We start from the raw sequence: 25,598 nt of genomic DNA, 5'->3' as shown, positions 1-25,598 counted from the left end.
GGCTCATAGTGAGCCTCCCGCGAGGCCTAGGGCCCGCTCGACACGGTGCAGCGCGCCCAGTTCGACGGGATGTACCATGCCATCTGCTGTGATAACCTGGTGGCAGATCCGCAGGAGAGACTGGCGCTCTTCGCCACTGAGTTTACTTGCCGACAGGCTGGCCAGAGCTCGCTGGTCCGCGGATTGGGGATCGTAACCATACGCGCGGCTATGCTCGGCCAGTTCCTGTGCGAGTTCGGCGACGGAGAAACCCGCCATGGCCGGGCTGGTGGTAAAAGCTTCCACCAGCGTGCGCCGCTCTGCCAGTTCGAGCCGGCCATCGGCGTGGGCGATTACGGCGACAGCGGCGACGAGAGCCTGAAAGAACTCCTCAGTCGTCGCCCGGCCCGCATCATGATGCATCTCCCGTGCATTTGCATCCTGACGCGCCCGGAGCCGGGCGCCGCGCAGGAAAGGATCCTTGTCGGTATTTTTGTCTTTGCTCATGCAAAACTCCTCTCAAAGTGCCGCTCGGCGGAGCTGAGGGAGTGCGCATGGAGACCTTGGACGACGATCGGGCACCACACGCAGGTGCCCGCGGGCCCTGCCGAGGTGATCCGACATCGCGGGGCGGTCGATGCCGCCGACGCCAGAGGGGCCCGGTCACGACAATTGAGATTGGTGCGGCCCGCTGAAGTAGCAAGAGGGCGACACAGATTTTTTGTCAGGCAGGCCAGTGCGACGCGGCAGCGATCAGTTCCTCGGCCACCGGGCTCTGGAACTGCCGCTGGAACGTAAGGGCATAGAAGGTCTCTTCGATACCGGGCAGGCGGACCACTTCGTGCAGGCTGCCCGCATCGAGTTCGTCGCGCACGACAATTGCGGGCAGTGGAGCAAGGCCGATGGCCTCCCGAGCCATCAGTCGCAACATGGCCATGTCGTCCACTTCGGCCACCACTGAGGGTACGATATCGAGGCGGGCACAAAGCGCATCGAACTCGGTCCGGATGACGCTGGCGCCGGTCGGCAGGATTACCCCGTGGGTCCTGAGCGCCTCGGCAGGGGTTGTCGCTGCGCAGGCAAGTGCGGGGGAACCGAAGAGACTGATCGGCTGGCGCGCAAGGCGATGGGCCACCAGGCCATCCGCATAGCCCGTACCGGGCGCAGCATTACAGAGGACAACGTCGAGGTCGAGCCGGCGCAGCATACCTGTCAATTCCACCACACTGCCTGATGTCAGCACGACCTCGAGGTCAGGACGACCGAGACAGGGTCGCAGGAAATCGATCTGGAAATTGCGCGACAATGTCGCAAGGGCACCCACCCTTAGCACCTGACGGCGCCCGGACCCGACCCGGAGCGTCGTAAGTAGGTCCTCGCCCATGTCGAATATCGCCTGGGCATGGTCGCGTGCGATCTGCCCCGCTTCGGTCAGCACCAGGCGCCGCCCCACCCGCTCGAACAGCGGATGACCCAGCCGCGCCTCAAGCGCCTGAATTTGCGTAGACAGCGCGGACTGCGACACGGCCAGGTTGCGCGCTGCCCGAGTCAGGTTGCCTTCGTTGGCCACGGCCAGGAAATAACGCAGATGATGGAAGTTCAGCGAGGACATCATTCGATTTTAGAGAATGCTACCATTCAATCAATGAATTATATCGAACGAATTCTCTTCGATAGAGCGACTTCAATCGAAATCTCCCGCGAAGTTCCCCCATGCAAAGTTTGTTGTCCCCCGCCATCCTGTTCTTCGCTCTCGGGCTGCTCGCGGCTCTGGCCCGCAGTAATCTGCAAATCCCTGAAGCGATTGGCAAAGCGCTGGCGATATACCTCATGGCCGCCATCGGCCTCAAAGGCGGGGTACAAGTGTCACAGAATGGCCTTACGCCGGAGCTCTTCCTGGCCGGTTTCGCGGGTCTCGCACTGAGCCTCCTGCTTCCCTTTCCGGCATATTGGTCCGTCCGGCGGCTGGGCGGTCTTGACAGGATGAATGCCGGGGCTGTCGCAGCGCATTACGGGTCAGTGTCGGTGGTCACCTTCGTCACCGGCGTTGCGGCGCTGGAGGCGGCAGGAATTGAGGTTGCCGGCTTTATGGTTGCCGTGCTGGCTCTCATGGAGGCGCCGGCAATCCTCGTCGGCCTGTGGCTTGCCCGGCGCGCCTCCAGCACAAAGGCGCATGCACTGGGCCACCATCTCTCCCACACGCTGCGGGATGGTTCGATCCTGCTGTTGGTAGGCGGGTTCATCATTGGCCTGGTTGCGGGGCGGACGGGTTTCGAGCCGGTTCGGCCAGTCTTCGAGGGAGCGTTTGGTGGTATTCTCTGCCTGTTCCTGCTCGACATGGGCCTTGTGGCGGGGCGGCATCTGACCGGCAACGGCAGCGTCTCGCCAAGGCTCGTCGCCCTGGCAATTGCGCTCGCCATCACCAATGGCATGGTCGGCCTTCTGATCGGCATGGGCATCGGGCTCGATGCCGGCTCTGCCGCTGCGCTGGCCACCCTTGCCGGCAGCGCGAGTTACATAGCCGCGCCTGCTGCCATAAGGATGGCGCTGCCCGAGGTCGATCCCGGCATGCCGCTCACCATGTCCCTTGCAGTCACCTTCCCCTTTAATGTCCTCGTCGGCATTCCTGTGCTGACCGCGGTAGCAGGACGACTGACGTAAACGGAGCATCGGACGGATTTCTGAGTGTCCGCTTCAGGGAGCACTTTTTGCGGCCCTGAGCGGCAGGAATGGGGCGCACAGCGGTCGTTTGTGATGGATGACCGTTGTGAGAATGGCCGACGTCAGGCGGCCAAGGCACAAAGTCCCGTGCCGTCCCTGTTTTCCACCCCGCGCAAGCGGGGCGGAGCGAAGCGGAGCAGGCGAGGGGGCTGAACGCGCTTCCCATATTGCGCCGAAGTGAAGCCCCCGAGCTTGTGGTAAACGGGGGCGGGACGGCAGCCGTTTCACGATCCAGCTGCTCCCGTCTTCGGTTGGAAACTGCTCTTGCCGACGAGCGAAGCCATTTCCGGACGACGGAAGTAGATGGCGCGACCGCAACGGATTGGCGGGTTGCCGCCGGTCAGAATGATCTGTTCATCGGTGCGCATCTGCGTGACTTCATGCGGCAGGATCAGCGGGCGTTGCGAGAGCTGTTGCGAGCGGGTGCGGGACGAACCCATGTCGCGCGAGGTTCGGCTGACCTGGTTCACCTCTACGGTGGTCATGCCGCAGCGCTCCGAAATGTACTTCGCCGTCTCCGGATCGTTGATCGCCGAGAAGGACACCCAGGACGCAGACTCGAACCACTTGCTGGTCGCATCGCGACCGCCAAAGGCTTCGCGCATCTGCCCGAGCGACTGGAACAGCATCAGCAGAGTGATGCCATATTTGCGGCCGGCGTCGCGGGCGGTTTCGACGATGCGCATGTAGCCGAGGCGGGCAGCCTCATCGAGCAGGAACAGGGCGCGCTCTTCGAGATCGCCATTGCGATTGTAGATCGCCTTGAGGAACGCGCCGATGACGACGCGAGCCATGCCGGGATGATTTTCGAGCGTCGACAGATCGATGTTGATGAACACGGTGGTGCGCCCATTGGCGATGTCGTCCGTCCTGAAAGTGTTGCCCGACACGATGGCCGCGTAGCTGTCGTAGGAGAGCCAGTGCGTCTCCTTGGCGGCGGTCGCATAAACGCCGGAGAAGGTTTGCGGCGTCATGTTGATGAAAGGCGCGATGACCTCTTTGACGAACCGGGAGGTCGAGCTTTGATACAGATCGGCGAGCTTTTCCTTGAGCGTCTCTTCCGGCTCGGCGAGCCGCGCGCGCACGACGCGCAGGGAGCGTTCGCGCTTGGTATCGTCCGGATCGGAGAGCATCACATCGGCGATGACACCGGTGATGAGCTGTTCGGCCGAGACGCGGAAGAAATCGTCGGCGCCGGACGTGATGCGCGGCTTTTCCGACATCAGCCACGCCGCTACGGAGGCAATATGTTCCTCCGGCGCGTTGCCGAAGCGGCCGATCCAGTCGAGCACGTTGAACCCTATGTCGGGCCGTTTCGGATCGAGAATGAGCACGTCCTGCCCATGCGCTTCGCGATGGGAGGCGACCATCGACGCGATCTCGGTCGAGGGATCGAGGATGATCATCGAGCCCTTGAACTTGAGCGCCGTCGGCACGACCACGGAGGTGGTCTTGTAACCGCCGGAACCGGCGAAGACGATCCCGTGGGTCGAGCCGAAACCGCAATCGAAGCAGACGAGCGGTGACTTTCCGCCCTTGCCCCAGGTCTCCTTACGGCGCGGATCGAAGTTGATGCCGGTGACGGAATCTTCGTCGACCCGATAGCGTTCTCCCAGCACGATGCCGCCGCTTTCGGGAAAGAGTCGAGCGGTTGTGGCGGTGTCCATCCAATGGCTATCGCCATGGATGGCGCGACGGCCCGAGAGCCGTTTCGGACCTGTCGCTGCAAACGCGGCATTGCCGCGCAGAGCAACCCGCAATCCGAACATGCCGGCGACGAAGGCCGTCGCCGCGCCGCCGATGGTGTAGTGGTCGAGGAAGGAAAACACCGCTCCTTCCGGCACCTGGCTGGCGAAGGCGGACAGGCGTTGCGTCTCCGAAACGGCGGCGAAAGCGACGGCTGCAAGCCCGCCGATCAAGACGCCGAGGCCGGCCGATTGAATGGCAAGTGAGCGCCTGGCGGCAAAGAGGAAGATGACGCCGATCGCGGCCGCGGCAGCGTAGGGGACGGCAAGTCCGATGCGCCCGAGGGTCAGATAGCTTTCGGGAGAAGTCCCGAAACCGGCGAGCCACGTCTCAATCCCCTGGAGCCCCAGCACGGCTCCCAACATCATCACCGCCGGCGCGGTCAGCAACATCAGTTTCTTCGCTGTCATTGTCGAATATCGCCTTTCCGATTGCGGCCAATCGAGCGCGCTCTGTTGCGTCGCCGAGCCGCGCAGCCGCGTCGACGAGGGCGCCGAGAATGACGGCGCGATTCTCGCTGCGAAGCCCCGCCTTCACGACGAGACCGCCGAGCTGGATCTTCTCGCGGGCATCCTTCTTCCGGGCTTCCGTTTGTGACGCCCGGTAGCGGCGGTCATGCATCAGAAGCGTCCGCTTGAGAGCGAGCAGCCGGCCCGGGCGCCTTCTGCTTCGTTCCCGTTTGAAATCGCTTTGCCATCTCTTCGAAGCCTGTGATCAGCTCTGTGTCGGATGCGTTTACGTCGCCCAATCCGGCCTTCAGTGCGAGCCGGCCGATGCGTTCGGCCTCCTTGGCTTCGGCAAGTTTCAGCTGCTCCTGCAGGCGTTCGATTTCCTCGCGGATACGGGAAGAGGGTCGTCTCATCGGCTGGGTTCTCCGGTTTCGTAGATGGTCAACGCGATACGGAGAATCGCATTTGACGTGCGCGCAGCGCACCCTGCGAGAAACCACAGGTAGGCGAAGCCTACGCATTGCGGGAAGAATCCCGCCGTTCGGAAGAACGGTCCAAGGGCGCAGTAATACGTTGCAAGCAACGTTCTGCGTTCGGCCCCCGGGGACGGACCGCGCTGGACCGAACAGCCTTCGCATTCGGATCGAAAGAGCACCTGCCCTGTGGCAATCACCCATTTCACGCCCCAACTGATCAGCCGCGGCGAAGGCCGCAGTTCTGTCGCGGCGGCGGCGTATCGCCATTGTGCGCGCATGGAGAACGAGCGCGAGGGCAGCGTGGCGGACTTCTCGCGTAAGCCCGGCATGGTCCATGACGAGTTCGTGTTGCCGGCCGATGCCCCGGCCTGGGCGAGGGCGCTTATTGCCGATCGCTCGGTTGCCGGCGCGTCCGAAGCCTTCTGGAACAAGGTTGAGGCGTTCGAGACCCGCAAGGACGCTCAGCTCGCCAAGGAATTCATTCTGGCGCTGCCGCGCGAGCTGACCACAGAGCAGAACATCGCGATGATGCGCGAGTTCGTCGCCGAGCATGTCAGCACGCGTGGGCTGGTCACGGACTGGGTCTATCACGATGCGCCGGGCAATCCGCATGTGCATTTGATGACGACACTGCGCCCGCTGACGAACGACGGTTTCGGCGGCAAAAAGGTGCCGGTCATTGGGGACGACGGACAGCCGGTCCGTTCGAAGTCCGGCCAGATCGTTTACAGGCTCTGGGCCGGTGACAAGGCCGACTTCCTCGCGCTGCGGGAGGCCTGGTATGCCGCCCAGAACAAGCATCTGGAATTGAACGGCCATGACATTCGCGTCGATGGCCGCTCCTATGCCGAACGCGGCATCGAGCTGGAGCCGACTTCGCATATCGGTGTTCAAGCCAAGAACATTCAGCGCCAGCGGCAAGCCGAAGGTCGCGGGGCTAGGCTTGAACGGCTCGCATTACACGAGGAAACGCGGCGCGAGAATGCCCGCCGGATAGAGCGCCGGCCAGAGATCGTTCTGGACGCGATCGCGCGCGAGAAGAGCGTCTTCGACGAGCGCGATGTCGCCAAATATCTGCACCGCTATATCGATGATCCCGGCCAGTTCGTGAACTTGTTGGCGCGCGTCATGGGAAGTCCGGAAGCCGTGAAGATCGAGGCGGAAGGGATCGATCCGGAAACCGGTGAGCGTTTGCCCGAGCGGTTTGCGACGCGCGACATGATCCGCATTGAGGCCGAGATGGGGAACCAGGCCGAGCATCTCGCGACGAGTGGCCGGTTCGGCGTGTCAGTGAGCGCGCGCGCCGAAGTCATTGCCGGCCAGGCGCAGATTTCCGGCGAGCAAAGCGTCGGTCTGGAACGGATCACCGGAGACGAGCGCCTTGCCATCATCGTCGGGCGCGCCGGTGCCGGCAAGACCACGATGATGAAGGCCGCGCGCGAAATATGGGAGGCTTGCGGCTATCGCGTTGTCGGCGGTGCGCTCGCGGGCAAGGCGGCCGAGGGGCTGGAGAAGGAAGCGGGCATTACTTCGCGAACGCTGGCGTCCTGGCAGCTTCAATGGGAGCGAAGCCGCCTTCAGCTGGACAAAAAGACCGTGTTCGTCATGGACGAGGCCGGCATGGTGTCGTCGCGCCAGATGGCGGACTTCGTTTCGGCCATTGCTCATGCCGGCGGCAAGCTTGTCCTTGTCGGCGATGCCGATCAGTTGCAGCCGATCGAGGCGGGTGCTGCGTTCCGATCGCTTGCCGATCGCGTCGGCTATGCCGAGCTCGGCACGATCTACCGCCAGCGTGAGCAGTGGATGCGCGATGCCTCAATGGATCTTGCCCGAGGCAAGATCGGGGCGGCGATCTCCGCCTATCAGGGGAAGGGACGCCTGGTCGGCATGGAGTTGAAGGACCAGGCGGTCAGCGCGCTCATTCGCGACTGGATTGCCGAGTACGACCCGAACCGGTCGAGCCTGATCCTTGCGCATCTTCGCCGCGATGTGCGGACACTGAACGAGCTGGCACGCGGCGCCCTCCTCGAGCGCGGTTTGATCGAGCAAGGCCATGCCTTCCGCACCGAAGACGGTATGCGAAACTTTGCGGCGGGCGACCAGATCGTGTTCCTGAAGAACGAGGGTTCGCTTGGCGTCAAGAACGGCATGATCGGCCGCATCGTCGAGGCCGAGACGGGACGCTTCGCCGCCGAGGTTGGAGACGACAAGAGAAGGGTGGAGATCGACCAGCGGTTCTATCGCAACGTCGACCATGGCTATGCGACCACCATTCACAAGTCCCAGGGCGCCACCATCGATCGGGTGAAGGTGCTGGCGACCCTCTCGCTCGACCGGCATCTGACCTATGTGGCGATGACCCGCCACCGGCATGACGCAAAACTCTATTACGGACGACGCTCGTTCGAGCAGGCAGGCGGGCTCATTCAAAACCTGTCGAAGCGCGGCGCCAAGGATACCACGCTCGATTTCGCCGGGTCGAAGCTCTACGAGCAGGCGCTTTCCTATGCCAACAGCCGCGGCCTCTACGGCGCGCGCGTGGCGAAAGCCCTGGTCGAAAACCAGCTCCGTTGGATCAGGGAGCAGCGCGATCGGCTCGAGACGGCCGCCGCCAGGCTTTCAACATTCATCGGGTGGTTCGGCCGTGCCGCCGATCGTCAGGCACAGGCTGCCGCGACCGTGACTGCCTCGCCAGTTTCCCAGCCCTGGATTCGCGGCCTTGCGACCTGGGCGCAATCCATCCCGCAGCTCGTGGAGGCCAGATTGCAATCAGACGCCACACTGACCGATGCCTGGACCCAGCTTCGCGACCGCGTTGCCCAGGTCTATGAGAACCCCGATGGCGCTATTGATGCGATGAACCTTTCCGCGATCATGAGTGCCAATCAAGCGGAGAGGCAGGCAGCACAAAGCCGCGTGGTCGACCAGCTCGATCGCGATCCGGGGGCCTTCGGCGCGATGCGCGGCAGGACCGGCATGCTCGCCTCGTCGGCCGCGAAGGCCGAGCGGCAGCGGGCCTTGAACAACGTTCCGGCACTCAAGGACAACCTTGCGCGGTATGTGCGGCTGCGCGCCGAGATCGCAGATCTTCGCACCGTCGAATTGTCGCGCGAGCGCGACGGCAGCCGCGTCGACATTCCTGCATTGTCCGGATCGGCGCAGAGCGTGCTTGACCGCATCCGCGATGCGATCGGCCGCAATGATCTGTCCGCGGCCCTCAGTTTCGCCCTTGCCGACAAAATGGTGAAGGCAGAGATCGATCAGCTCAACAAGGCACTCGACCAGCGGTTTGGAGAACGGGCCTTCCTCGGTTCGAAAGAGGCCAAGGGTCCGGCCTATGACGCAGCCGCGGCACAAGTCGCCGAGGGCGACCGCTCTACCCTGGTCGCAGCCTGGCCGAGCTTCAATGCCGCCCAACGCGTTGCGGCCTATGAGCGGGCGCAGAAGCAGACCCGGGCGAAGAGCCAGCTCCGCGATCGGGGCATGACGCGATGACGAGACAGCGCAGGGCGCTTGCGACCATCGGCGCCGGCGCCGTCCTCCTCGGTGCGATGGCGGCAGCCTTCGCATGGGGCGGCTACCGGGTGAACTTCACGCTCTCCTATCCGCTGGGCCTTTGGCAGATAGAAACGCTGGACCGTCCGGTTGCGGTCGGCGACCGTGTGTTCATCTGCCCACCTTCCGGTCCCGCCGTCGATCTTGCCCGCGATCGTTTCTATCTGCCCCGGGGTCTTTGCCCGGCCGGCACAGCGCCGCTCATCAAGACCGTCGTCGCATTGGCCGGACAGTCCATCCGCATCGAGAACCAGGTCATCATAGATGACGTGCCCTTGGCAGCCTCGACCGTTTACGCCCAGGACGCCGAAGGGCGGCCGATGATGCCCTGGAAGGGTGGCGTCGTGCCCGAGGGCGAAGTGTTTCTTCATTCCGATTTTGTTGGTTCCTATGATTCAAGATATTTTGGGCCGCTTCCGGCCGACGGCATCCTCGGCCTCGCGCGGGAAGTCCTCACCTTCACGCCGTAGCGTCCTGCAGGTCATTCTGTTCGTCGCCGGCGGCGCTTTCACCGGGGCGATAGGGTGGAGCGGGCATCCTCTCGCCTTCGCGGTCGGCATCGCCTTCCCGGCGTTTTGGGCCTTCGCTCCGTCGCGCACGGTTGCGGGTCTGGTCGCGCTTGCGCATTTTCTTGGGGCATCGCGCGGCCTGCCGGTCGGCGCGTCAATCTTTTTCGGGGCGCAGCTCGCCATCGGCCTTGGCCTCTGGCTAGCCGCCTCGCTGATGTTCGTTGCTGTCCATGCCGTGCTGTGGACATCGCGCGGCGGCTGGCGCCGGCCCGTTCGCTACGCGATAGCAGCCGTGCTTATGAGCGTGCCGCCGTTCGGGATCGTCGGGTGGGCGCATCCGATCACCGCGGCTGGCATCCTCTTCCCGGGTTGGGCCTGGTTCGGCCTTGCCGCGACGTTCGCGCTGTTGCTCACGATGACTACACGCGCGTGGCCGATCGCGGCCGGCGTTGCAGCGCTCGCCTTCGCCTGGTCCGCCTCGAGCTGGACGCCGCCGGCCGCACCGGAAGGATGGCGGGGCATCAACACCAGATTCAAATTTGAAGCCTCCGGGCAATATGCCGACTATCATCAGCAGGTCGGGACAATACGGCTGGTCGAGGCGGCGGCCGGCGACGGCGCGCATGTCGCGATCCTGCCGGAAAGCGCCATGGGCTTGTGGAGCGCCACCACCGAGCGGCTTTGGACCCGCGAGCTTTCCAGCCGCGATATTGTGGTTAACGGCGGTGCGGCGATCGTCGATCCTCTCGGCTACGATAATGTGATGATCCGGATTTCGGGGGAGGGCGCGGAGATCCTCTACCGCGAGCGCATGCCGGTCCCGGTCTCCATGTGGCAACCCTGGACGACCGGCGGAGCGCATGCACGGTTCTTTTCCAATCCGGCCTTCGAGTTCGCCGGGCTTAAGGTTGCGCCGCTCATCTGCTACGAGCAGCTGATCATCTGGCCCGTCATCCAGTCGATGTTGCATGCCCCGGACGTGATTGTCGCGACCGGCAACGCCTGGTGGACCGGCAACACCAATATCGTCGCCATCCAGCGGTCGAGCGCGCAGGCCTGGGCCTCGCTATTCGGCCTTCCGCTGGTGATGGCGTTCAACGAATAGGAGATGGAGTCATGATCGATGCCGAACTGATTCAGCAATGCGCCGATCCGAGCCTCAAGGTCGAGATCGTCCAAAAGTTCATCGAGGAGGCCGGCGCCGCCGACCATCTGACCGTTACCGTCCGGGCAGGGCAGCACATCGTCCTTGTACCGAAACCGACGACTGAGGACGAGGCGATGCAGCTCATCCAGCAGAATTTGGGTCAGTCGATAGTCAGGGTAGGAGTGACACAGTACCCGGCGGGCCTCGGCATTCAGGACCTCTCTGAGCTCAGCCCGTACGTCCTCGATCCTTGTAAGAACATCGGCATGGGCACTGCACTTTTTGCTAAAGTCTATCGCATTGTCACCAAGTGGTACGGTGCGCCCGCCCAGGAGGCCCTTGAGGACGCCATACTCGCGTACAAGACTGGCTGGTTCGAGGGGAAACAGGTGTTCTATGAAACCGATCCTGGCGGGACCGATCTCGCCACACGTCCGGCGGCTGGACGGAAAGGCGAAAACGCGGAGCAGGACGCCCAGGTTGCCGCCGGCGGCAATGCACAATCGGCCCAGCCGGTTTCGGAGGAAGACCCGAACAAGGCCGGGATCCGCATTGACCTGTCGGGCATCAGGGAGAACAGCAAGGAATAACGAACAGCCACACCATCGTTGTCGTCATGCCCTGCGCCCTGTCGTTGAGCCAGCCGGAATCCGCGTTTGGGACCGCGCGGAAGGCCGGAGATACCGTCCGGTCTCCCTTGTCCACGGCGGGGGCGGGAAGCACTTAGCTGCACGCTTGTCGAGTGTCGATTATCACTATAGTCCTGAATAGGAACGGGAACACGATTCGACAGGCGATGCACCCAGGAACGGCCGTCCGGCAAAATTGCATTGAAAAGAACGGATTAAGCGTCACCGACGCCGCCCGAATCCTTGGTGTCGATCGGCAAACCCTTAGCAATCTGCTGAATGCCCGGTCGGGCATCTCGCCTGAAATGGCCGTCCGGCTGGAAAAGGCGTTCGGCACAGCAGCCCGCGAATGGCTGATCCGGCAGCTCGACTACGAGCTGGCCGAGGTCATGCGCCGGGCCAACAAGATTAAGGTCGAGCCGTTCCGTGCATCGACCACGGAGACCGGGGGGATTGATGAACGCCGTCGAGATTGAAGAGGCCATATCGGCGCTTGCCGAGCAGCCGTTCGACGGACAGGAGTTTCCGTTCGCCTTCCTGCAGGCCTTTGGGAACAAGGAAACGACGCTCAAGCGCCTTCGCACAGGACACACGAACAACTCTGACCTCAACGGCGTCCTTCAGCGCGACAAAATCCATATCGCCGTCGCCGCTCGCGGCGAGGTCACGAATACGCTTGCCGCGCTAAAGACCAGCCCTGCGACGAGCAGGGCCAAAGCGAAATTCATCCTGGCAACCGATGGTGACACGTTCGAGGCCGAGAACCTGGCGAGCGAGGAGACTGTCGCCTGCGCATATGCCGACTTCCCCGACCACTTTGGCTTTTTCCTGCCCCTTGCCGGCATCACCACCGTCAAGCAGCTCCGCGACAGCTCGTTTGACATCCGCGCCACCAGCCGCCTGAACCGGCTCTATGTCGAGCTTCTCAAGGACAATCCCGAATGGGGTACGGCCGAGCGCCGCCCCGACATGAACCACTTCATGGCGCGGCTGATCTTCTGCTTCTTTGCCGAGGACACCGACATCTTCGGCGGCACACGGCGTTTCACCACCACCATTGAGCAGATGAGCGCCAAGGATTCGTCCAACACCCAAGAGGTGATCGGTACGCTGTTCCGCGCAATGAACATGAAAGGCGACGCGCGCACGGCGGCTGGGATTCCCCGCTGGGCCGACCAGTTCCCCTATGTAAACGGGGGGCTCTTCTCCGGCAGCATGGACGTGCCGCGTTTCAGCCGGATCGCGCGTTCCTATCTTCTCCACATCGGCAATCTCGACTGGACAAAGATCAACCCTGACATCTTCGGGTCGATGATCCAGGCTGTGGCGGAGGACGAAGAGCGCGGTGAGCTCGGGATGCACTACACCAGCGTTCCGAACATTCTGAAGGTGCTCAACCCGCTGTTCCTGGATGATCTACGCACTCGCCTCGATGAAGCTGGCGATAATCCCCGCGTGTTGCTGAACCTGCGCAAGCGCATGTCGCGGATCAGAGTCTTCGATCCAGCCTGCGGCTCCGGCAACTTCCTCGTGATCGCCTACAAGGAGATGCGAGCAATCGAGGCAGAGATCAACAAGCGGCGGGGCGAACCGGAAAAGCGGAGCGAGCTTCCCTTGACAAACTTCCGGGGGATCGAACTGCGTGACTTCCCGGCTGAAATTGCGCGCCTCGCCCTCATCATCGCCGAATATCAGTGCGATGTGCTCTATCGCGGTCAGAAGGAAGCCTTGCAGGATTTCCTGCCGCTTGATGCCGAGAACTGGATCACCTGTGGCAACGCCTTACGACTCGACTGGTTGAGCATTTGCCCACCTACGGGAACGGGCGTCAAACATATTGCCGACGATCTGTTTCACACGCCGCTCGACCAGGCGCAGATCGACTTCGCGAACGAGGGTGGCGAGACGTACGTCTGCGGAAATCCGCCTTTCAAGGGCGCACGAAAACAGACACCTGAACAAAAGTCGGATCTATCCGCCATATTTGGCGGTGGCGATGACTATAAAGACTGCGATTACGTCTGCGGCTGGTACATAAAAGGCTCAAGATTCTTGAGGGCAATTCAAGGTGCGCTGGCATTTGTCTCGACGAGCTCTGTTTGCGAGGGTGAGCAGGTGCAGCATGTTTGGAGCCGTATCTTTGAGCAGGGCTGTCACATAACGTTTGCCCATCGGCCGTTCGCTTGGCGCAATAATGCAAGTAATAATGCAATGGTAACGTGCGTTATTGTCGGCCTAGGTCAACCATCAAGCTCCGTTCTTGGGGTATTCGAGAAGGATACATTTCAAGCCTGCAGTTCGATATCGCCCTATCTAGTCCCTGGCTCTCCCCAGTTCGTTACATCGTCAAATGTTCCGATCTCGGCCGACATTTCCGAGGTTGTTGCAGGAAGTATGCCGCGGGACGGTGGTCACCTCATCATGAGCAATAGCGAAAAAACCGAGCTTCTTAGTGCATACCCCCAAGCTCGCAATCTAGTAAAACGACTTGCTGGGACCAGTGAGCTCACGGGCGGAGTGGTTCGTTGGTGTCTCTGGATCGAAGATAATAAACTCGAAAGCGCATTAGCGGTGCCGCCGATCCGTAAGAAAATCGATGATGTACGCGCCTTCAGATTGGCATCCACCGCGAAAACAACGCAAGGATACGCACGAACTCCGCATAAATTTGCACAACGATCTCATAAGAATTCTTGCGCCATAATAATATCCGCCACCAGCTCCGAGAATAGGGAGTACCTTCCCGCCGATATTTGTGATGATAACCTTGTTGTCTCAAATGCAGCGTACGTCATTTATGGGGGAAATCTCTTTGAGTTCAGCATCCTTGTGTCGAAGCTTCACCTGGCATGGGTTGCTGCAGTCTGCGGGCGGATGAAAACGGACTTTCGTTTCTCCAAGACACTCGGCTGGAACACGTTTCCGGTGCCCACTCTCACAGAGAAGAACAAAGCCGATCTAACTCGCTGCGCAGAGGACATCCTTCTTGCGCGCGAAACGCATTTCCCAGCGACGATCGCCGACCTTTACGATCCCGAGAAGATGCCGGCGAACCTGCGCGAAGCGCATGAGCGCAACGACGAGGTGCTTGAGCGCATCTATATCGGCCGCCGGTTCCGCAATGACACCGAACGGCTGGAAAAGCTGTTTGAGCTTTACACCAAAATGGCCGCGTCATCGGGCACGGCGAAGAGACGCAAGGCGGAGGCGCACGCATGACCGACGAAAAGAGAGTAGTCCCCTCTGTCTCGGTCTCCTACGCCCGCAACGGCAACTCGACCAAGGCCAACGCCCTCGGCATGCGGCCGATGCAGGAACGTGCCTATGAGAAGCGGGGCGAGCAGTACCTTCTCATCAAGTCGCCGCCCGCCTCGGGCAAGAGCCGCGCGCTCATGTTCATCGCCCTCGACAAGCTCCACAATCAGGGGCTCCGGCAGGCGATCATCGTCGTGCCGGAAAAATCCATCGGCGCGAGCTTCAACGATGAGCCGCTGACGCGGTTCGGCTTCTGGGCCGACTGGACTGTCGCGCCAAAGTGGAACCTCTGCAATGCGCCCGGCTCGGACAACGGCGGCAAGGTCAACTCGGTCGAGGCTTTCCTGCAAAGCGACGACAAGGTGCTGGTCTGCACCCATGCCACCTTCCGCTTCGCCGTGGACAAGTTCGGGCCAGAAGCTTTCGACGACCGGCTGATCGCGGTTGACGAGTTCCACCACGTTTCCGCCAACCCCGACAACAAGCTCGGCCTGCATCTCGGCCAATTCATCGCCCGCGCCCGCGTGCATATCGTGGCGATGACGGGTTCTTATTTCCGGGGCGATGCCGAAGCCGTGCTCGCCCCGCAGGACGAGTCGAAGTTCGATACCGTCACCTACACCTATTATGAGCAGCTCAATGGCTACGAATATTTGAAGCAGCTCGACATCGGGTATTTCTTCTATTCGGGCTCCTATGCCGACGACATCCTGAAGGTGCTCGACCCCGCCGAAAAAACGATCGTTCACATCCCCTCCGTCAATTCGCGCGAGAGCACGAAGGATAAGATCAGGGAGGTCGAGCATATCATCGAGGAGTTAGGCGAATGGCAGGGGGCAGACCCCGTGACGGGTTTCCAATTGGCCAAAACGCCGGAAGGCCGCGTGCTGCGCATCGCCGACCTGGTGGACGACGATCCCGCCAAGCGCGACCGGGTGTCCGCCGCACTGAAGGACCCGACACAGAAGAACAACCGCGACCACGTGGACATCATCATCGCGCTCGGCATGGCAAAGGAAGGCTTCGACTGGATTTGGTGCGAGCACGCGCTGACGGTCGGCTATCGGTCGAGCCTCACCGAGATCGTGCAGATTATCGGCCGCGCCACCCGCGACGCGCCGGGCAAGACCCGCGCCCGCTTCACCAACCTGATTGCCGAGCCGGACGCCTCCGAGGAAGCCGTCACCGAGGCGGTCAACGACACGCTCAAGGCCATCGCGGCAAGCCTGCTCATGGAGCAAGTGCTTGCGCCGCGCTTCGAATTCAAGCCCAAGAACCCGCAGAGCGGACCGACGCCCGGCTTCGACTATGGCGAAGGCGGCTATGATCCGAACAAGACCAATGTCGGCTTCAACGAGGAGACGGGGCAGTTCCAGATCGAGATCAAAGGTCTTGTCGCGCCGAAGAGCGAGGAAGCGCAGCGCATTTGCCAGCAAGATTTGAACGAGGTCATCGCCGCCTTTGTGCAGGACAAGACGACAATCGAACGCGGGCTTTTCGATTCCGAGTTGGTGCCGGAGGAGCTGACGCAGCTCCGCATGGGCAAGATCATCAAGGACAAGTTTCCCGAACTGGACGAGGAAGATCAAGAGGCCGTGCGTCAGCACGCCGTCGCCGCCCTGAATCTCACGCAAAAGGCCAAGGAGGTCGCCCTGGGCGGACCCGAGGGCGACGGCGAGAAGAGCCCGAACACCGCCTTCATTGAGGGGGTCCGTAAGTTCGCAATGGATGTGCGCGAGTTGGACATCGACCTGATTGACCGCATCAACCCCTTCGGCGAAGCCTATTCAATCCTCGCCAAAACCATGAGCGAGGAGAGCCTAAAGCAGGTTGCCGCCGTGATTGGGGCCAAGCGCGTCAATCTCACCATCGAGGAAGCGCGCGAGCTTGCCAAGCGGGCCTTGAAATTCAAGCAGGAGCGCGGCCGGTTGCCCTCGATCACCTCGCCCGACGCCTGGGAGAAGCGCATGGCCGAAGGCGTGGCGTTCCTTCAACGCATGAAGGCTGAGGCGGCGCGTGGCTAAGGGCTTCACCGATGAGGATGACGCGCTACTCGAAGAGCTTGGCGTCGAGGTCGAGACGAAGAAGGAGTCGAGCCGGACCCCGCGGGAAGAGCGTGTAATCGCGGGATTCGAGGAGATTCAGCGTTTCGTCGAGCAGCGCAGCCGCGCCCCGCAGCACGGTGAGGACCGCGATATCTTCGAACGCCTTTACGCCGTGCGCCTCGATCGTCTGCGCGAGCAAGCCGATTGCCGCAACTTGCTCGCTCCCCTCGATCACCACGGGATTCTGGCCGGTGCAGAGTCTGCTCCGACCGGCATTGGCGATGAACTCGACGATGACGAGCTTCTGGCGCAGCTTGGGGTGGACAGCGAGCCGACCGACATAACGGACCTGCGGCACGTCCGGTCGGCTGCGGAGAAGCGCGCGGCGGAGGAAATCGCCAACCGCCAGCAATGCGGGGATTTCAACAAATTCAAGCCGTTGTTCGAGCAGGTGCAGAAGGAACTCAACGCCGGCCTGCGGCAGACCCGGCGCTTCGAGCGCAAATCCGAGATCGCTCCGGGCCGGTTCTATATCCTCGGCGGCCAGAAAGCCTATGTCGCGACGATGGAACAGCCTACCCCCAACGAGCACGGTAACATCGACGCCCGGCTTCGCGTGATCTTCGACAACGGGACCGAGAGCAATTTACTCATGCGCTCGCTTCAAAAGGCGCTGCAACAGGACCCGGGTGGCCGTCGGATTGTCGAGCCCTCGGCCGGACCGCTCTTCGCCGATCAGAATGAGGAAGGCGAGGAGGCCAGCGGCATCGTCTATGTACTGCGGAGCAAATCGGATCATCCGGCCGTCGCCGCCCACCGCGACGTACTGCACAAGATTGGCGTTACCGGCGGCGATGTCGCGCGCCGGCTCGCCAATGCCAAGCTCGACCCGACCTTTCTCATGGCAGATGTCGAGGTTGTCGCAACCTACGAGTTGTTCAACATCAACCGCGCTCGGCTTGAAAACCTAATCCATCGGATCTTCGGTGCTGCCCGCCTCGATATTGAGATCAAGGATCGCTTCGGTCAGCCGGTCATTCCGCGCGAATGGTTCCTCGTTCCGCTTTTTGTGGTCGATGAGGCTATCGAGAAGATCAGGGACGGAACGATCACCGGCTACACCTACGACCCGAAGACGGCCTCGCTCACCCGGGCAGTCAGCGAGGACTTCAGATGAACGGGGACAGCCACCGCACGAGGACGCCGGCATCATGAAAGCCAGCATTGCCGGCCGCATCCGGAACACCAATCTTCCGAAAACGAAGACTCTCCTTCCGCTCTTTGAAGCCGTGATGAATTCTTTCCAGGCGATCGAGGAGGCGGGCGGCCAAGGCCACGTCATTCGGATCATCGCCGAGCGGCAGGGCAGTCTGGACGAGGGTAAGCCGGGGCCGATCGAGGCGTTCACCGTGATCGACAGCGGCATCGGCTTCACCGACGCGAATTTCGACAGCTTCGAGACCGTCGATTCTCCCTACAAGGCCACACGCGGCGGGAAAGGTCTTGGCCGGTTCCTGTGGTTGAAGGCGTTCTCGCGCGTTGAAGTGGAGAGCCATTTCCGAGTGCCCGACACGGACGGGCTGTTATGCCGAAAGTTTTCCTTTGTCGCGAGCGACGAGGACCTGCCGCGGAAGGCGCTTCCCTCCGATCGCCAGAAGCCCGAGACCAGCGTGCGATTGGTCGGCTACCGCACCCCTTATGTGGACGAATGCCCGCGCCAGCTCGATATCATCGCGCAGCGCCTAATCGGGCATTTCCTGCCCCTGTTCCTTGACCCGGACGGCCCCGCTCTCACGCTTTCCGATTCGGCCGACACGATCGACCTTCGTGAGTTCTTTCGGGATAATTTTCAGACGTTCGCCACGAAGCGCAGCTTTTCCGTTGGCGGGCACAGCTTCACGCTCAGCGGATTCCGGCTGCGCGGCGCACTCGCCGATCATCATGAGCTGGTTTACGCCGCGCATTTTCGCGAGGTCATCACGGAGCGGCTCGCCAAGTTCCTCTCCAACCTCAAGAATAAGCTCAACGATCCCGGCAATACGAGCTTCTATTATCTCGCGTTCGTCCAGGGCCAGTTTCTCGATGACAAAGTGAACAGCGAGCGCACAGATTTCTCGATTCCCAGAGAGGCCGCCGCCAGCGATCGCGACGCCGGCAGCAGCGCAGAAGACGCGCCGTCCGAGCTTTTCGCCGACGAAATTAGCCTGAAAGCTATTCGCGATGGTGCGCTCGCTGCCGTGACCGAGGACCTGAAATCTTTTTTGGATGCGATCAACACGCAGAAGGAGGCCGCCCTCACTTCCTATATTGCCGAGGACGGGCCGCAATATCGCGTGCTGATGAAGTATAAAGGGGAGTTCATCGATGACATTCCGCCCCAAGCCAGCAAGACTGAGATGGAAATGGCGCTGCACCGCCAGCTCTATCAGCGACAGGTACGCCTCAAGCAGGAAGGCGCGCGCATCCTTTCGGAGCCGGCGGCTGCCGACAACACGCAGGAATACTACGCACGGCTTCAAAAGTTCGTCGAAGACGAGAACGAGATCGGGAAAACGTCACTTGCGCAATACATCGTCCATCGGCGCGTGATTCTGGAGCTGCTCGAAAAATACCTGACGCAAGACCCTGACACGGGAGACTACGGGCTTGAGAAGACGGTCCATAGCCTGGTGTTCCCCATGCGCGCGACCTCGGATGACGTGCCGTTCGAGCAGCAAAACCTTTGGATCATTGACGAGCGGCTGACCTTTCATTCGTTCCTGTCATCCGACGTGCGGCTCGACCAAGTGCAGCCACTCGAAACCGATTCCTTGAGCCGACCCGATCTATTGATTTTCAATCATCCCTTGGCGTTCAGTGAGGATGCCGAGCCACTTCAGTCGATGGTCGTCATTGAGTTTAAGAAGCCGGACCGCACTGCCTACCAAGATGAGGACCCGGTAACGCAGGTGTACCGCATGGTCCGCGAAATTCGGGAGAGCAAGAAGAAAGACCGCCAGGGCCGCTATATCCGGCCGGCGAACCAGAACATACCGGCTTATTGCTATGTGATTTGCGACCTCACTCCACCCGTGGAAATTCGAATCCAGAACATGGGCGCGCGACGCACTCCGGACAATCTCGGCTATTACGGTTTCAACGAGACCCTCAACGCCTATTACGAGGTTATTTCATACACAAAATTGCTCAGCGACGCACAGAAGCGAAACCGGGTCCTTTTCGAGAAGCTAAATTTGCCGACGACCGATCGCTAGCGATCACCGCAAACACGTATCCCTCATGCTCGGCAAACGCGTGCTGATCGAGGAAAGGGACGTGCAGATCAAACCGGACCGTCACGGCCGCTGGCCCGCCGTCATCGCAGCCAGAAGCTGAGAAGACGACTAATATGATCGGCTGACTAAAGCCTTCCGGATGCAGGCGCTTTGTCGCTATTTTAGGCCGTTTGAGGCGACCGTTGCGACCGCCCTTCCCTTTCGGCCAACCACTCTTACCTCGATCTCCCGATGCTCCGGCTCTTCAGCGATTTCCGACACGATCCGGTGCGCCATCGCGATCGCGTGGGCGTCGTCATCGAGCGGTTCTCCTGTTCGATCCGGGTATTCTTGGTCGTGACTGTGGATGTGGAAATAGTAGCGGGGCATTCATCCTCCATCGTGCCAAGCTGGATCAATCAACAGCCGGCTTGACCTTGAGAAACACCCGGTCATCCCAGGACGAGATGTTCCAGCGATACGCTCCACCGAAGAACCCGGGCGTCTCGTCGGCGTTGGTCTCAATGACTGTGCCGGTCACGGTCACGGCCACCGTCCCGTTGGGCACAATGGCGATCTGACCGAGCTCGGCGCGGGCTCGTTCCGGAATCTCTGGCGTACTGACTTCAATGGTTCCGTCGTCGATGCGCCGAATGCTCAAAAAATTGTCGGCTTGCGACTTGGCCCGCGTGTTCGGCACGCCGATTGCGGACCCGCTTGCGTCCAGCTCACCGGTGAGTTTCACGACGAGATCAAAGCGCCCTTCTCCGGCGTAGGTGAAGCCCTCAAAGCCGGGCATTCGAGCGGCTTTGCGCTCCTCTGCCCGCATCCGATCCTCTTCCTGCTCTGTGAACACGTGGCCGTCGGCAATCGCGTTAACGGCACGAGGGTCGGCGAGGCGGGTTTCGACACGCATGTCATACTTGTATCCCTCGAGCACAATGTTGGCGTCGATGGTTTCCGGCGCGAGGCAACCAGCCAGAAGTACTCCAACCGCAATGGCCGCGGCATTGCGGGCGAGCGAAAACAGCCTAGCCATCAGCGATAGGCTCCCGGGAAAATGATGTCCTGCTCCACGATGATATTGAACCCGTAGCCCGGGCGGATAGTGAGGGTCGGTTGGACATTGAGATTGCGGGAGATGGTCTGGTCGGCCACACGACCAAAGCTCTCCGCGAAGTTGCGCCGCGCGGCGTCCGAGGCGGTGTCCTGCGTCGCAAGCGTCGAGCTTTCCGGCACGGCCATGTCGATGCCGGCGCCGATCAATGCAATGAGGATCGCCGAGCCGAAGGTCTGGAGGTATTTGTTGTCGACCTGGTCGCGGAAGCCGCCATAGCCTTGGGCGTCGACGCCCGCCATTCCGCCAATCTGAAGTGTCGATCCATTCGGGAAAATGAGATCGGTCCAGATCACCAACACTCGACTTTGCCCGAACGAGACATTGGAGTCGTACCGGCCGAAGAGCTTGGCCCCTTGCGGGACCAACAGCCGGTGGCCTGTCGCACTGTCATAGACGTTCTGGCTGACCTGGGCGGTGATCCGGCCGGGAAGGTCGGAGTTGATGCCGGTTACGAGCGTTGCCGGGATCACCGATCCGCGTTTGAGCTCAAAGGGTGACTGCTGCGGCACGACGCGGTTCGGCAGATAACCGAGATCGGTAATGTTCTGATTGAAGAAGTCTGTCTTTCCGGCTTGGTTGTTCGGATCGGCCTGTTGCCCGGCGCCGCCGGCGCGCAGCGCGGCCGCGTAGAGATCGGCGATGCCCGCCCGATCCCCAAGCGCCCCCTGCCCTGTTGTCGACTGTGGCGTTCCCGCTTGTGCCGCTTCCCTTACGCTGCGGATATTGACCGCGATCGGGCTGTCGTAGGCGGCATCGTCGGCCTGGAGCCGGGCCATACGCTGCTGGTGCAGCAGGCGAAACATCTGCTCGTCCTGTTCCCTTTGCAGCCGCGCGCGCCAGTCGGCTTCGCTTTCGACCGGCGTCGCCTGTTGCTGTTGCGGTGTTGTCGGCTGGCGCTGGAAAGGATTGGTGGATTGCGGTTCGTCTTCCGCCTGTTCGACGGGCTGCACCACCTGGATCTGCTGCGCGGGGCGCGGCTCCTCGATCACGCCATCGGAAACACCGCGCTTGAGCTGGTCGGCGAAGTCGGTTGCCGGTGCGCCAGTCGAGGTATCGATCGCGCCGCCGCTCCGGTTGAGGCCGCGGATCGAGAGGCCCCAAATGATAACGCCGAAGAAAAGGACGACCAGGCCGATGAAGAGAAAGACCGGCAGCTTGTTCAGGCGCCGGATCCTGGGCTTTTCGTCGCCGCCTTCTGCGCCGGGAGAGAGATCGAGCGAACTCATGGCCCCTCCCCCTCTCAGCTCGCACGCTGCATGACAGACAGCGGGCTTGTCGGTGTCGCGCCGGTCGCCGACATGGCATAGGAGCGGGTCAGCTCCACCGAAGGCGTCGAAATCCGGGTCATGACCGCGCCCTCGAATGTATCGATGACATAGGCGAGCGGGATCATATTGTCGCCGGGAGCCTCCTGGTTCGAGGCGACGGCATAGCCCCAGCCGCGCAGCGACTCTTCGAGCGCCAGGCCGAACGCGGAATCGTCGGGCTTGATGACGATCGTGCCGGTGCCTGGGCCGACATGCTCGGCGAGCTTGGCGACCATGTCGCCGGCGACGGCCGAGGCCGCGGCCGGCGAGAGATTGGCGGCATCGGCACTCACGGTCGGCGTGAAGTATCCTCCGCCCGTCGTGGTGCATGCGGTCGTTGTACCGGTGAGAACAACGAGAGCCAGGACGCGGGAAAGTCGGTGGATGGCGCGCATGGTCAGCCCTTCCTCAAAATGGTGATCTTCTGCTGGCGGGAGCCGACGCCGGAAAGCAGCACTGCGCGATCGAACACATAGTCGACAATCATCATCGTGCCGTTGAGCCGGTAATTGACGATGCGGTTTTCCCCGCCTGAGACGACGAACAGCACCGGCGCATCGCCGCTCATCATCTGACCGGGGAACTGGATGTAGGTCTTGACGCCATCGGTGTAGACGCGGGTCGGGCGCCAGCGGGCCTGTCCGCTGATAGCGAAATTGAAGCTCAGATTTTCGGCCGGGACGCCGGCGCCGGGAATGATGCTCGCCTCGACGCGCGCGTTGAGGGCATCGAACTTGGCCTGCACGTCCTCGGGATATTCGAAGGCAACGCGGGCCATGTAGTCGCGATGATGCGACCTGAGCCGGATGTGGTAGGTGCGCCGCGATGTCGTCACCACCATGGACGTCTCGAGCCCGGGTTCCGAAGGCTTGACGATCAGGTGGATCTTCTGGCCTTCGGCCGAGCCGGAGGTTGCCGGTTCGACCTTCCAGCGAACCGTGTCACCCACCAGCACGTCACGCACGGCTTCACCGGCCTGCAGCTCGATTTCGCAAAGCTGGAGAGGCGAGCAAACGACGGACGGCTGGGTTTGGCCGTAGAGGTAAATGACCTTGCCGTCCGGCCCGCGCGTCATCACCGCGGCGGTGCCCTGCCACTGGGTGGAAAGACCGGTTCCCCGCGCTTCGTTGCTGCTAAGGCCCTGCTGATCGGCCGCAACGGCGACATTGAGGGCGAACGTGCCCAGCAACAGGGTTGCCGCACACACGCCCGCGTGCATTTTCTTGAGGTTGAACATTACTCTGACTCCGCGAGCGTTTCTCAAAGCTGGGCCGTCCAATCGAAATCCTTGAGGTAGAGGCCGATCGGGTTCAGACGAATGACCGCCTCGTCCTGGGGCGGCGAAAGGGTCACGGTGGCGATGCCGCGAAAGCGGCGGGTGCGCAGTTCCTTACCCGCACGGTCGCGCTCGATCTCGCTCCAGTCGACCTGGTAGCTCTGGTTCGAGAGGGCGACGACGTTGTTGACTTCGATCGAGACCGTCATGGTGCGCGCGCGATCGAAGGGTGAGTTGTTGCGAAACCAGTTATTGACCTTCTCGGTCGCCGGGTCCTGCTGCTTCAGCATCGCGTAGGTGCGGTCGATATAGCCCTTCTGCACGGTCGCATCCGGGGTGATCGACCGGAAGTTCGACACCCAGGCGCCGAGCATCGAGCGCACAACACGCTCGTCGGCATATTCGATCTGTGCGGGGAAGCCAGCCAGGACCGCCGCCCCGAGCTTGTCGACCTCGACCACATAAGGAACGAGCTTGACTTGAGTGGACTGATAGAGGGCATAGCCGAACCCGATCACCGCCATGCTCATCGAAAGCAGACCGACGGTGCGCCAGGCCGAGGCCGCGCGCATGTAGCTGCCGTAACGCTCGTTCCACTCATAGCGGGCGGCCAGATACGGATTGTCGGGGTATTTGCGCTTCGCCATCTAGCCTCGCCTGATCGATACGGCCGGCCGACCTCACGAGTCGGCGTCCATCTTTCTGTTTGAACTTCTGGAGCTGACGCCCGGATTGTTGCCTTGCCGCAGCTTTTCGTTGGCGAGGCCGAGGGTCGAACCCATCTTGGCGCCAGGGATGCCCATCAGTTTGTCGGTCGCCGCGGAGCCGACCGCGCCGCCCGCGGCTTTCAACCCGGCCATTGCAGCCGCGCCACGCGATGCGCCGGCCTGCGATGCCGCCGAGGCGGCGGCCATCCCACCTTTGACGACGCCGGCGCCGCCGGCCGCCATGCCAGCACCGGCCGCCGCGAAGCCGGCAACCTGGCCACCGCTGCGGATAGCTTCCATGCCACTGCCGACGGAAACGCCCTGAACGACGCCCTGAATGATGTTCGGCACGTACATGGAGATCATGAAGACGACGACCGAAATCCCCGCGATCGTCAGGGTAGTCAGGAACTGATCGTCGGAAGCCGTATCGTTCGAAAGGCCGATCAGCACCTCGGAGCCGATGCGCGCGATCATCACGAGTCCCATCAGCTTCATGCCGACTGAGAAGGCGTAAACGAGGTAGCGGACCGCGAAATCCTTGGTAAAGGACGAGCCGCCAAGGCCAAGCATGATCATGCCGGCAAGCAGACCGACGTACATTTCGACCAGCACGGCCACGAAGATCGCCGCCACGAGGGCAAAGCAGATGACAACGACGATCATCGCGAAGACCGAGGCCATTGCGAGGGCATTGTCCTCCCAAAGGCCGAACCGGGCATTTTCCGAGAGTTCGGATGCCACTTTGACGCCGGCATTGAAGACGTCGGCCGGCGACGCCGAACCGCCATCCGCGCCGATCTGAAACAGGCTATCGACAACCGACTTGGCCAAGTCCGGACCCTGCTGCAGAACAAAGAGGAAGAAGCCGATGAAGAGGATTCTCCGCACAAGCTCTGCAAACCATGTGTCAAGCGACGGAGCCTGGATCGCGAGCCAGATCGCCGCGATACCCACTTCTATGCCGGCCAGTATCCAGAACAGCGAGGTTGCCGCATCGATGACGGTGTCCTGCCAGCCCCGCGCTGCGCTGGCGACCTGGTTTTCGAGATCGGTCAGGATCGAACCGTCCTGCGCAAAGGCCGGATCGACCATGGCAAGCCCGACGATCATCATGCTAGACAATCTCAAAAGCATCGCAGCGCGCATGACTCCGGCCTTCAGTTGTCGCCCCACCGGGGGGCCATCTGCTGGCCTCCCGACGTTGGGTAGTCGTCTGGATTGGCGTTGAAAAAGTCCTTTGCCCGCTCGGCGGCCTCCTCGCGCGCCGCCGCTTCTTGCTCGGCAAGTTCGACTTGGCGCTGAAGGAGCGCCTTCGTTTCCGGATCGGCATTCGGGAAGAACACATAGGATGCCGCGCCGCCCACGAGGGCGGCAACGATCGCGATCACGACGACGATGGGGAGTTTGAGCGTTGCCATGG

The 25,598-nt window shown here is 61.8% G+C and carries 22 protein-coding genes and 1 pseudogene; 10 read left to right on the top strand and 13 right to left on the bottom strand.

The genetic code is table 11. The features are described from left to right. Positions 1–3: 3 nt before the first annotated feature. Together VE25_RS19295 and VE25_RS19290 are read right to left on the bottom strand one after the other, a co-directional pair. A complete protein-coding gene (locus tag VE25_RS19295; RefSeq protein ID WP_046110297.1) occupies positions 4–486 on the bottom strand; it encodes a tellurite resistance TerB family protein in 483 nt (160 codons plus the stop codon). Between the two features lie 217 nt (positions 487–703). Further along, positions 704–1,594, bottom strand: coding sequence for a LysR family transcriptional regulator (locus tag VE25_RS19290; protein ID WP_342019336.1), 891 nt, complete (start codon positions 1,592–1,594; stop codon positions 704–706). 98 nt (positions 1,595–1,692) lie between these two features. Here VE25_RS19290 and VE25_RS19285 point away from each other — a divergent pair, with 98 nt between their 5' ends. Next, positions 1,693–2,640, top strand: a complete 948-nt coding sequence (locus VE25_RS19285) for a sodium-dependent bicarbonate transport family permease (protein ID WP_046110296.1) — start codon at positions 1,693–1,695, stop codon at positions 2,638–2,640. Between the two features lie 284 nt (positions 2,641–2,924). On the opposite strand, the gene traG is transcribed toward VE25_RS19285, so the two are convergent. The 3 genes and pseudogenes from traG to VE25_RS19275 form a co-directional block, all read right to left on the bottom strand. After that, positions 2,925–4,856: a Ti-type conjugative transfer system protein TraG gene (gene traG / locus VE25_RS19280; protein ID WP_046110295.1), complete on the bottom strand. Its 1,932-nt coding sequence runs from the start codon at positions 4,854–4,856 to the stop codon at positions 2,925–2,927. Continuing rightward, a pseudogene (gene traD / locus VE25_RS22520) lies at positions 4,846–5,067 on the bottom strand (conjugal transfer protein TraD); the annotation flags it as partial. The pseudogene traD and the gene traG, both read right to left, overlap by 11 nt. Beyond that, positions 5,060–5,308: a TraC family protein gene (locus tag VE25_RS19275; RefSeq protein ID WP_046110294.1), complete on the bottom strand. Its 249-nt coding sequence runs from the start codon at positions 5,306–5,308 to the stop codon at positions 5,060–5,062. The gene VE25_RS19275 and the pseudogene traD, both read right to left, overlap by 8 nt. 249 nt (positions 5,309–5,557) lie before the next feature. Here VE25_RS19275 and traA point away from each other — a divergent pair, with 249 nt between their 5' ends. From traA to VE25_RS19230, 9 genes are all read left to right on the top strand, one after another. Then, positions 5,558–8,866: a Ti-type conjugative transfer relaxase TraA gene (gene traA, locus VE25_RS19270; protein ID WP_046110293.1), complete on the top strand. Its 3,309-nt coding sequence runs from the start codon at positions 5,558–5,560 to the stop codon at positions 8,864–8,866. Then, positions 8,863–9,396, top strand: a complete 534-nt coding sequence (traF, locus tag VE25_RS19265; RefSeq protein ID WP_046110292.1) for a conjugative transfer signal peptidase TraF — start codon at positions 8,863–8,865, stop codon at positions 9,394–9,396. The genes traA and traF overlap by 4 nt, the downstream gene beginning before the upstream one ends. Continuing rightward, positions 9,317–10,540, top strand: a complete 1,224-nt coding sequence (locus tag VE25_RS19260) for a conjugal transfer protein TraB (RefSeq protein ID WP_083989064.1) — start codon at positions 9,317–9,319, stop codon at positions 10,538–10,540. Before traF ends, VE25_RS19260 begins: the two co-directional genes overlap by 80 nt. An 11-nt stretch (positions 10,541–10,551) precedes the next feature. Continuing rightward, positions 10,552–11,172 carry a TraH family protein gene (locus tag VE25_RS19255; RefSeq protein ID WP_046110291.1) on the top strand — a complete coding sequence of 207 codons (621 nt, stop codon included), beginning with the start codon at positions 10,552–10,554 and terminating at the stop codon, positions 11,170–11,172. 206 nt (positions 11,173–11,378) lie between these two features. Further along, a complete protein-coding gene (locus VE25_RS19250) occupies positions 11,379–11,687 on the top strand; it encodes a HigA family addiction module antitoxin (protein WP_046110290.1) in 309 nt (102 codons plus the stop codon). Continuing rightward, the gene (locus VE25_RS19245; protein WP_046110289.1) at positions 11,668–14,430 is read left to right on the top strand and encodes a class I SAM-dependent DNA methyltransferase; all 2,763 of its coding nucleotides are present in this window, start codon (positions 11,668–11,670) and stop codon (positions 14,428–14,430) included. The genes VE25_RS19250 and VE25_RS19245 overlap by 20 nt, the downstream gene beginning before the upstream one ends. Continuing rightward, positions 14,427–16,490 carry a DEAD/DEAH box helicase family protein gene (locus tag VE25_RS19240; RefSeq protein WP_046110288.1) on the top strand — a complete coding sequence of 688 codons (2,064 nt, stop codon included), beginning with the start codon at positions 14,427–14,429 and terminating at the stop codon, positions 16,488–16,490. Before VE25_RS19245 ends, VE25_RS19240 begins: the two co-directional genes overlap by 4 nt. Further along, the gene (locus VE25_RS19235; protein ID WP_046110287.1) at positions 16,483–17,688 is read left to right on the top strand and encodes a GIY-YIG nuclease family protein; all 1,206 of its coding nucleotides are present in this window, start codon (positions 16,483–16,485) and stop codon (positions 17,686–17,688) included. Before VE25_RS19240 ends, VE25_RS19235 begins: the two co-directional genes overlap by 8 nt. Positions 17,689–17,722: 34 nt before the next feature. Further along, positions 17,723–19,765: an ATP-binding protein gene (locus VE25_RS19230; RefSeq protein ID WP_046110286.1), complete on the top strand. Its 2,043-nt coding sequence runs from the start codon at positions 17,723–17,725 to the stop codon at positions 19,763–19,765. A 177-nt stretch (positions 19,766–19,942) separates the two neighbouring features. Here the strand turns inward: VE25_RS19230 and VE25_RS19225 are convergent, their stop codons facing one another. From VE25_RS19225 to VE25_RS19190, 8 genes are read right to left on the bottom strand one after another with little or no spacing between them, the layout of a single operon-like run. Then, on the bottom strand, positions 19,943–20,155 hold the full coding sequence (locus tag VE25_RS19225; RefSeq protein WP_046110285.1) for a DUF6894 family protein: 213 nt from the start codon (positions 20,153–20,155) through the stop codon (positions 19,943–19,945). A 25-nt stretch (positions 20,156–20,180) separates the two neighbouring features. Continuing rightward, a complete protein-coding gene (locus tag VE25_RS19220) occupies positions 20,181–20,804 on the bottom strand; it encodes a hypothetical protein (protein ID WP_046110284.1) in 624 nt (207 codons plus the stop codon). Continuing rightward, positions 20,804–22,111, bottom strand: a complete 1,308-nt coding sequence (trbI, locus tag VE25_RS19215) for an IncP-type conjugal transfer protein TrbI (protein WP_046110283.1) — start codon at positions 22,109–22,111, stop codon at positions 20,804–20,806. The genes VE25_RS19220 and trbI overlap by 1 nt, the downstream gene beginning before the upstream one ends. A gap of 14 nt (positions 22,112–22,125) precedes the next feature. Beyond that, positions 22,126–22,587 (bottom strand): conjugal transfer protein TrbH, encoded by a 462-nt coding sequence (trbH, locus tag VE25_RS19210; RefSeq protein ID WP_046110282.1) that lies wholly within the window; start codon positions 22,585–22,587, stop codon positions 22,126–22,128. A 2-nt stretch (positions 22,588–22,589) separates the two neighbouring features. Next, the gene (gene trbG / locus VE25_RS19205) at positions 22,590–23,411 is read right to left on the bottom strand and encodes a P-type conjugative transfer protein TrbG (protein ID WP_244466986.1); all 822 of its coding nucleotides are present in this window, start codon (positions 23,409–23,411) and stop codon (positions 22,590–22,592) included. Between the two features lie 41 nt (positions 23,412–23,452). Next, positions 23,453–24,115, bottom strand: a complete 663-nt coding sequence (trbF, locus tag VE25_RS19200) for a conjugal transfer protein TrbF (protein WP_046110280.1) — start codon at positions 24,113–24,115, stop codon at positions 23,453–23,455. A 33-nt stretch (positions 24,116–24,148) separates the two neighbouring features. Beyond that, entirely contained in the window at positions 24,149–25,312 is a 1,164-nt protein-coding gene (gene trbL / locus VE25_RS19195; RefSeq protein ID WP_046110318.1) for a P-type conjugative transfer protein TrbL, read from the bottom strand. A 23-nt stretch (positions 25,313–25,335) separates the two neighbouring features. Beyond that, positions 25,336–25,596: a DUF2749 domain-containing protein gene (locus VE25_RS19190; RefSeq protein WP_046110279.1), complete on the bottom strand. Its 261-nt coding sequence runs from the start codon at positions 25,594–25,596 to the stop codon at positions 25,336–25,338. Positions 25,597–25,598: the final 2 nt, after the last annotated feature.

The organism is Devosia geojensis (assembly GCF_000969415.1).
GTDB classification, from domain to species: Bacteria; Pseudomonadota; Alphaproteobacteria; order Rhizobiales; family Devosiaceae; genus Devosia; species Devosia geojensis.
This window is presented reverse-complemented; position numbering and strand designations above follow the sequence as displayed.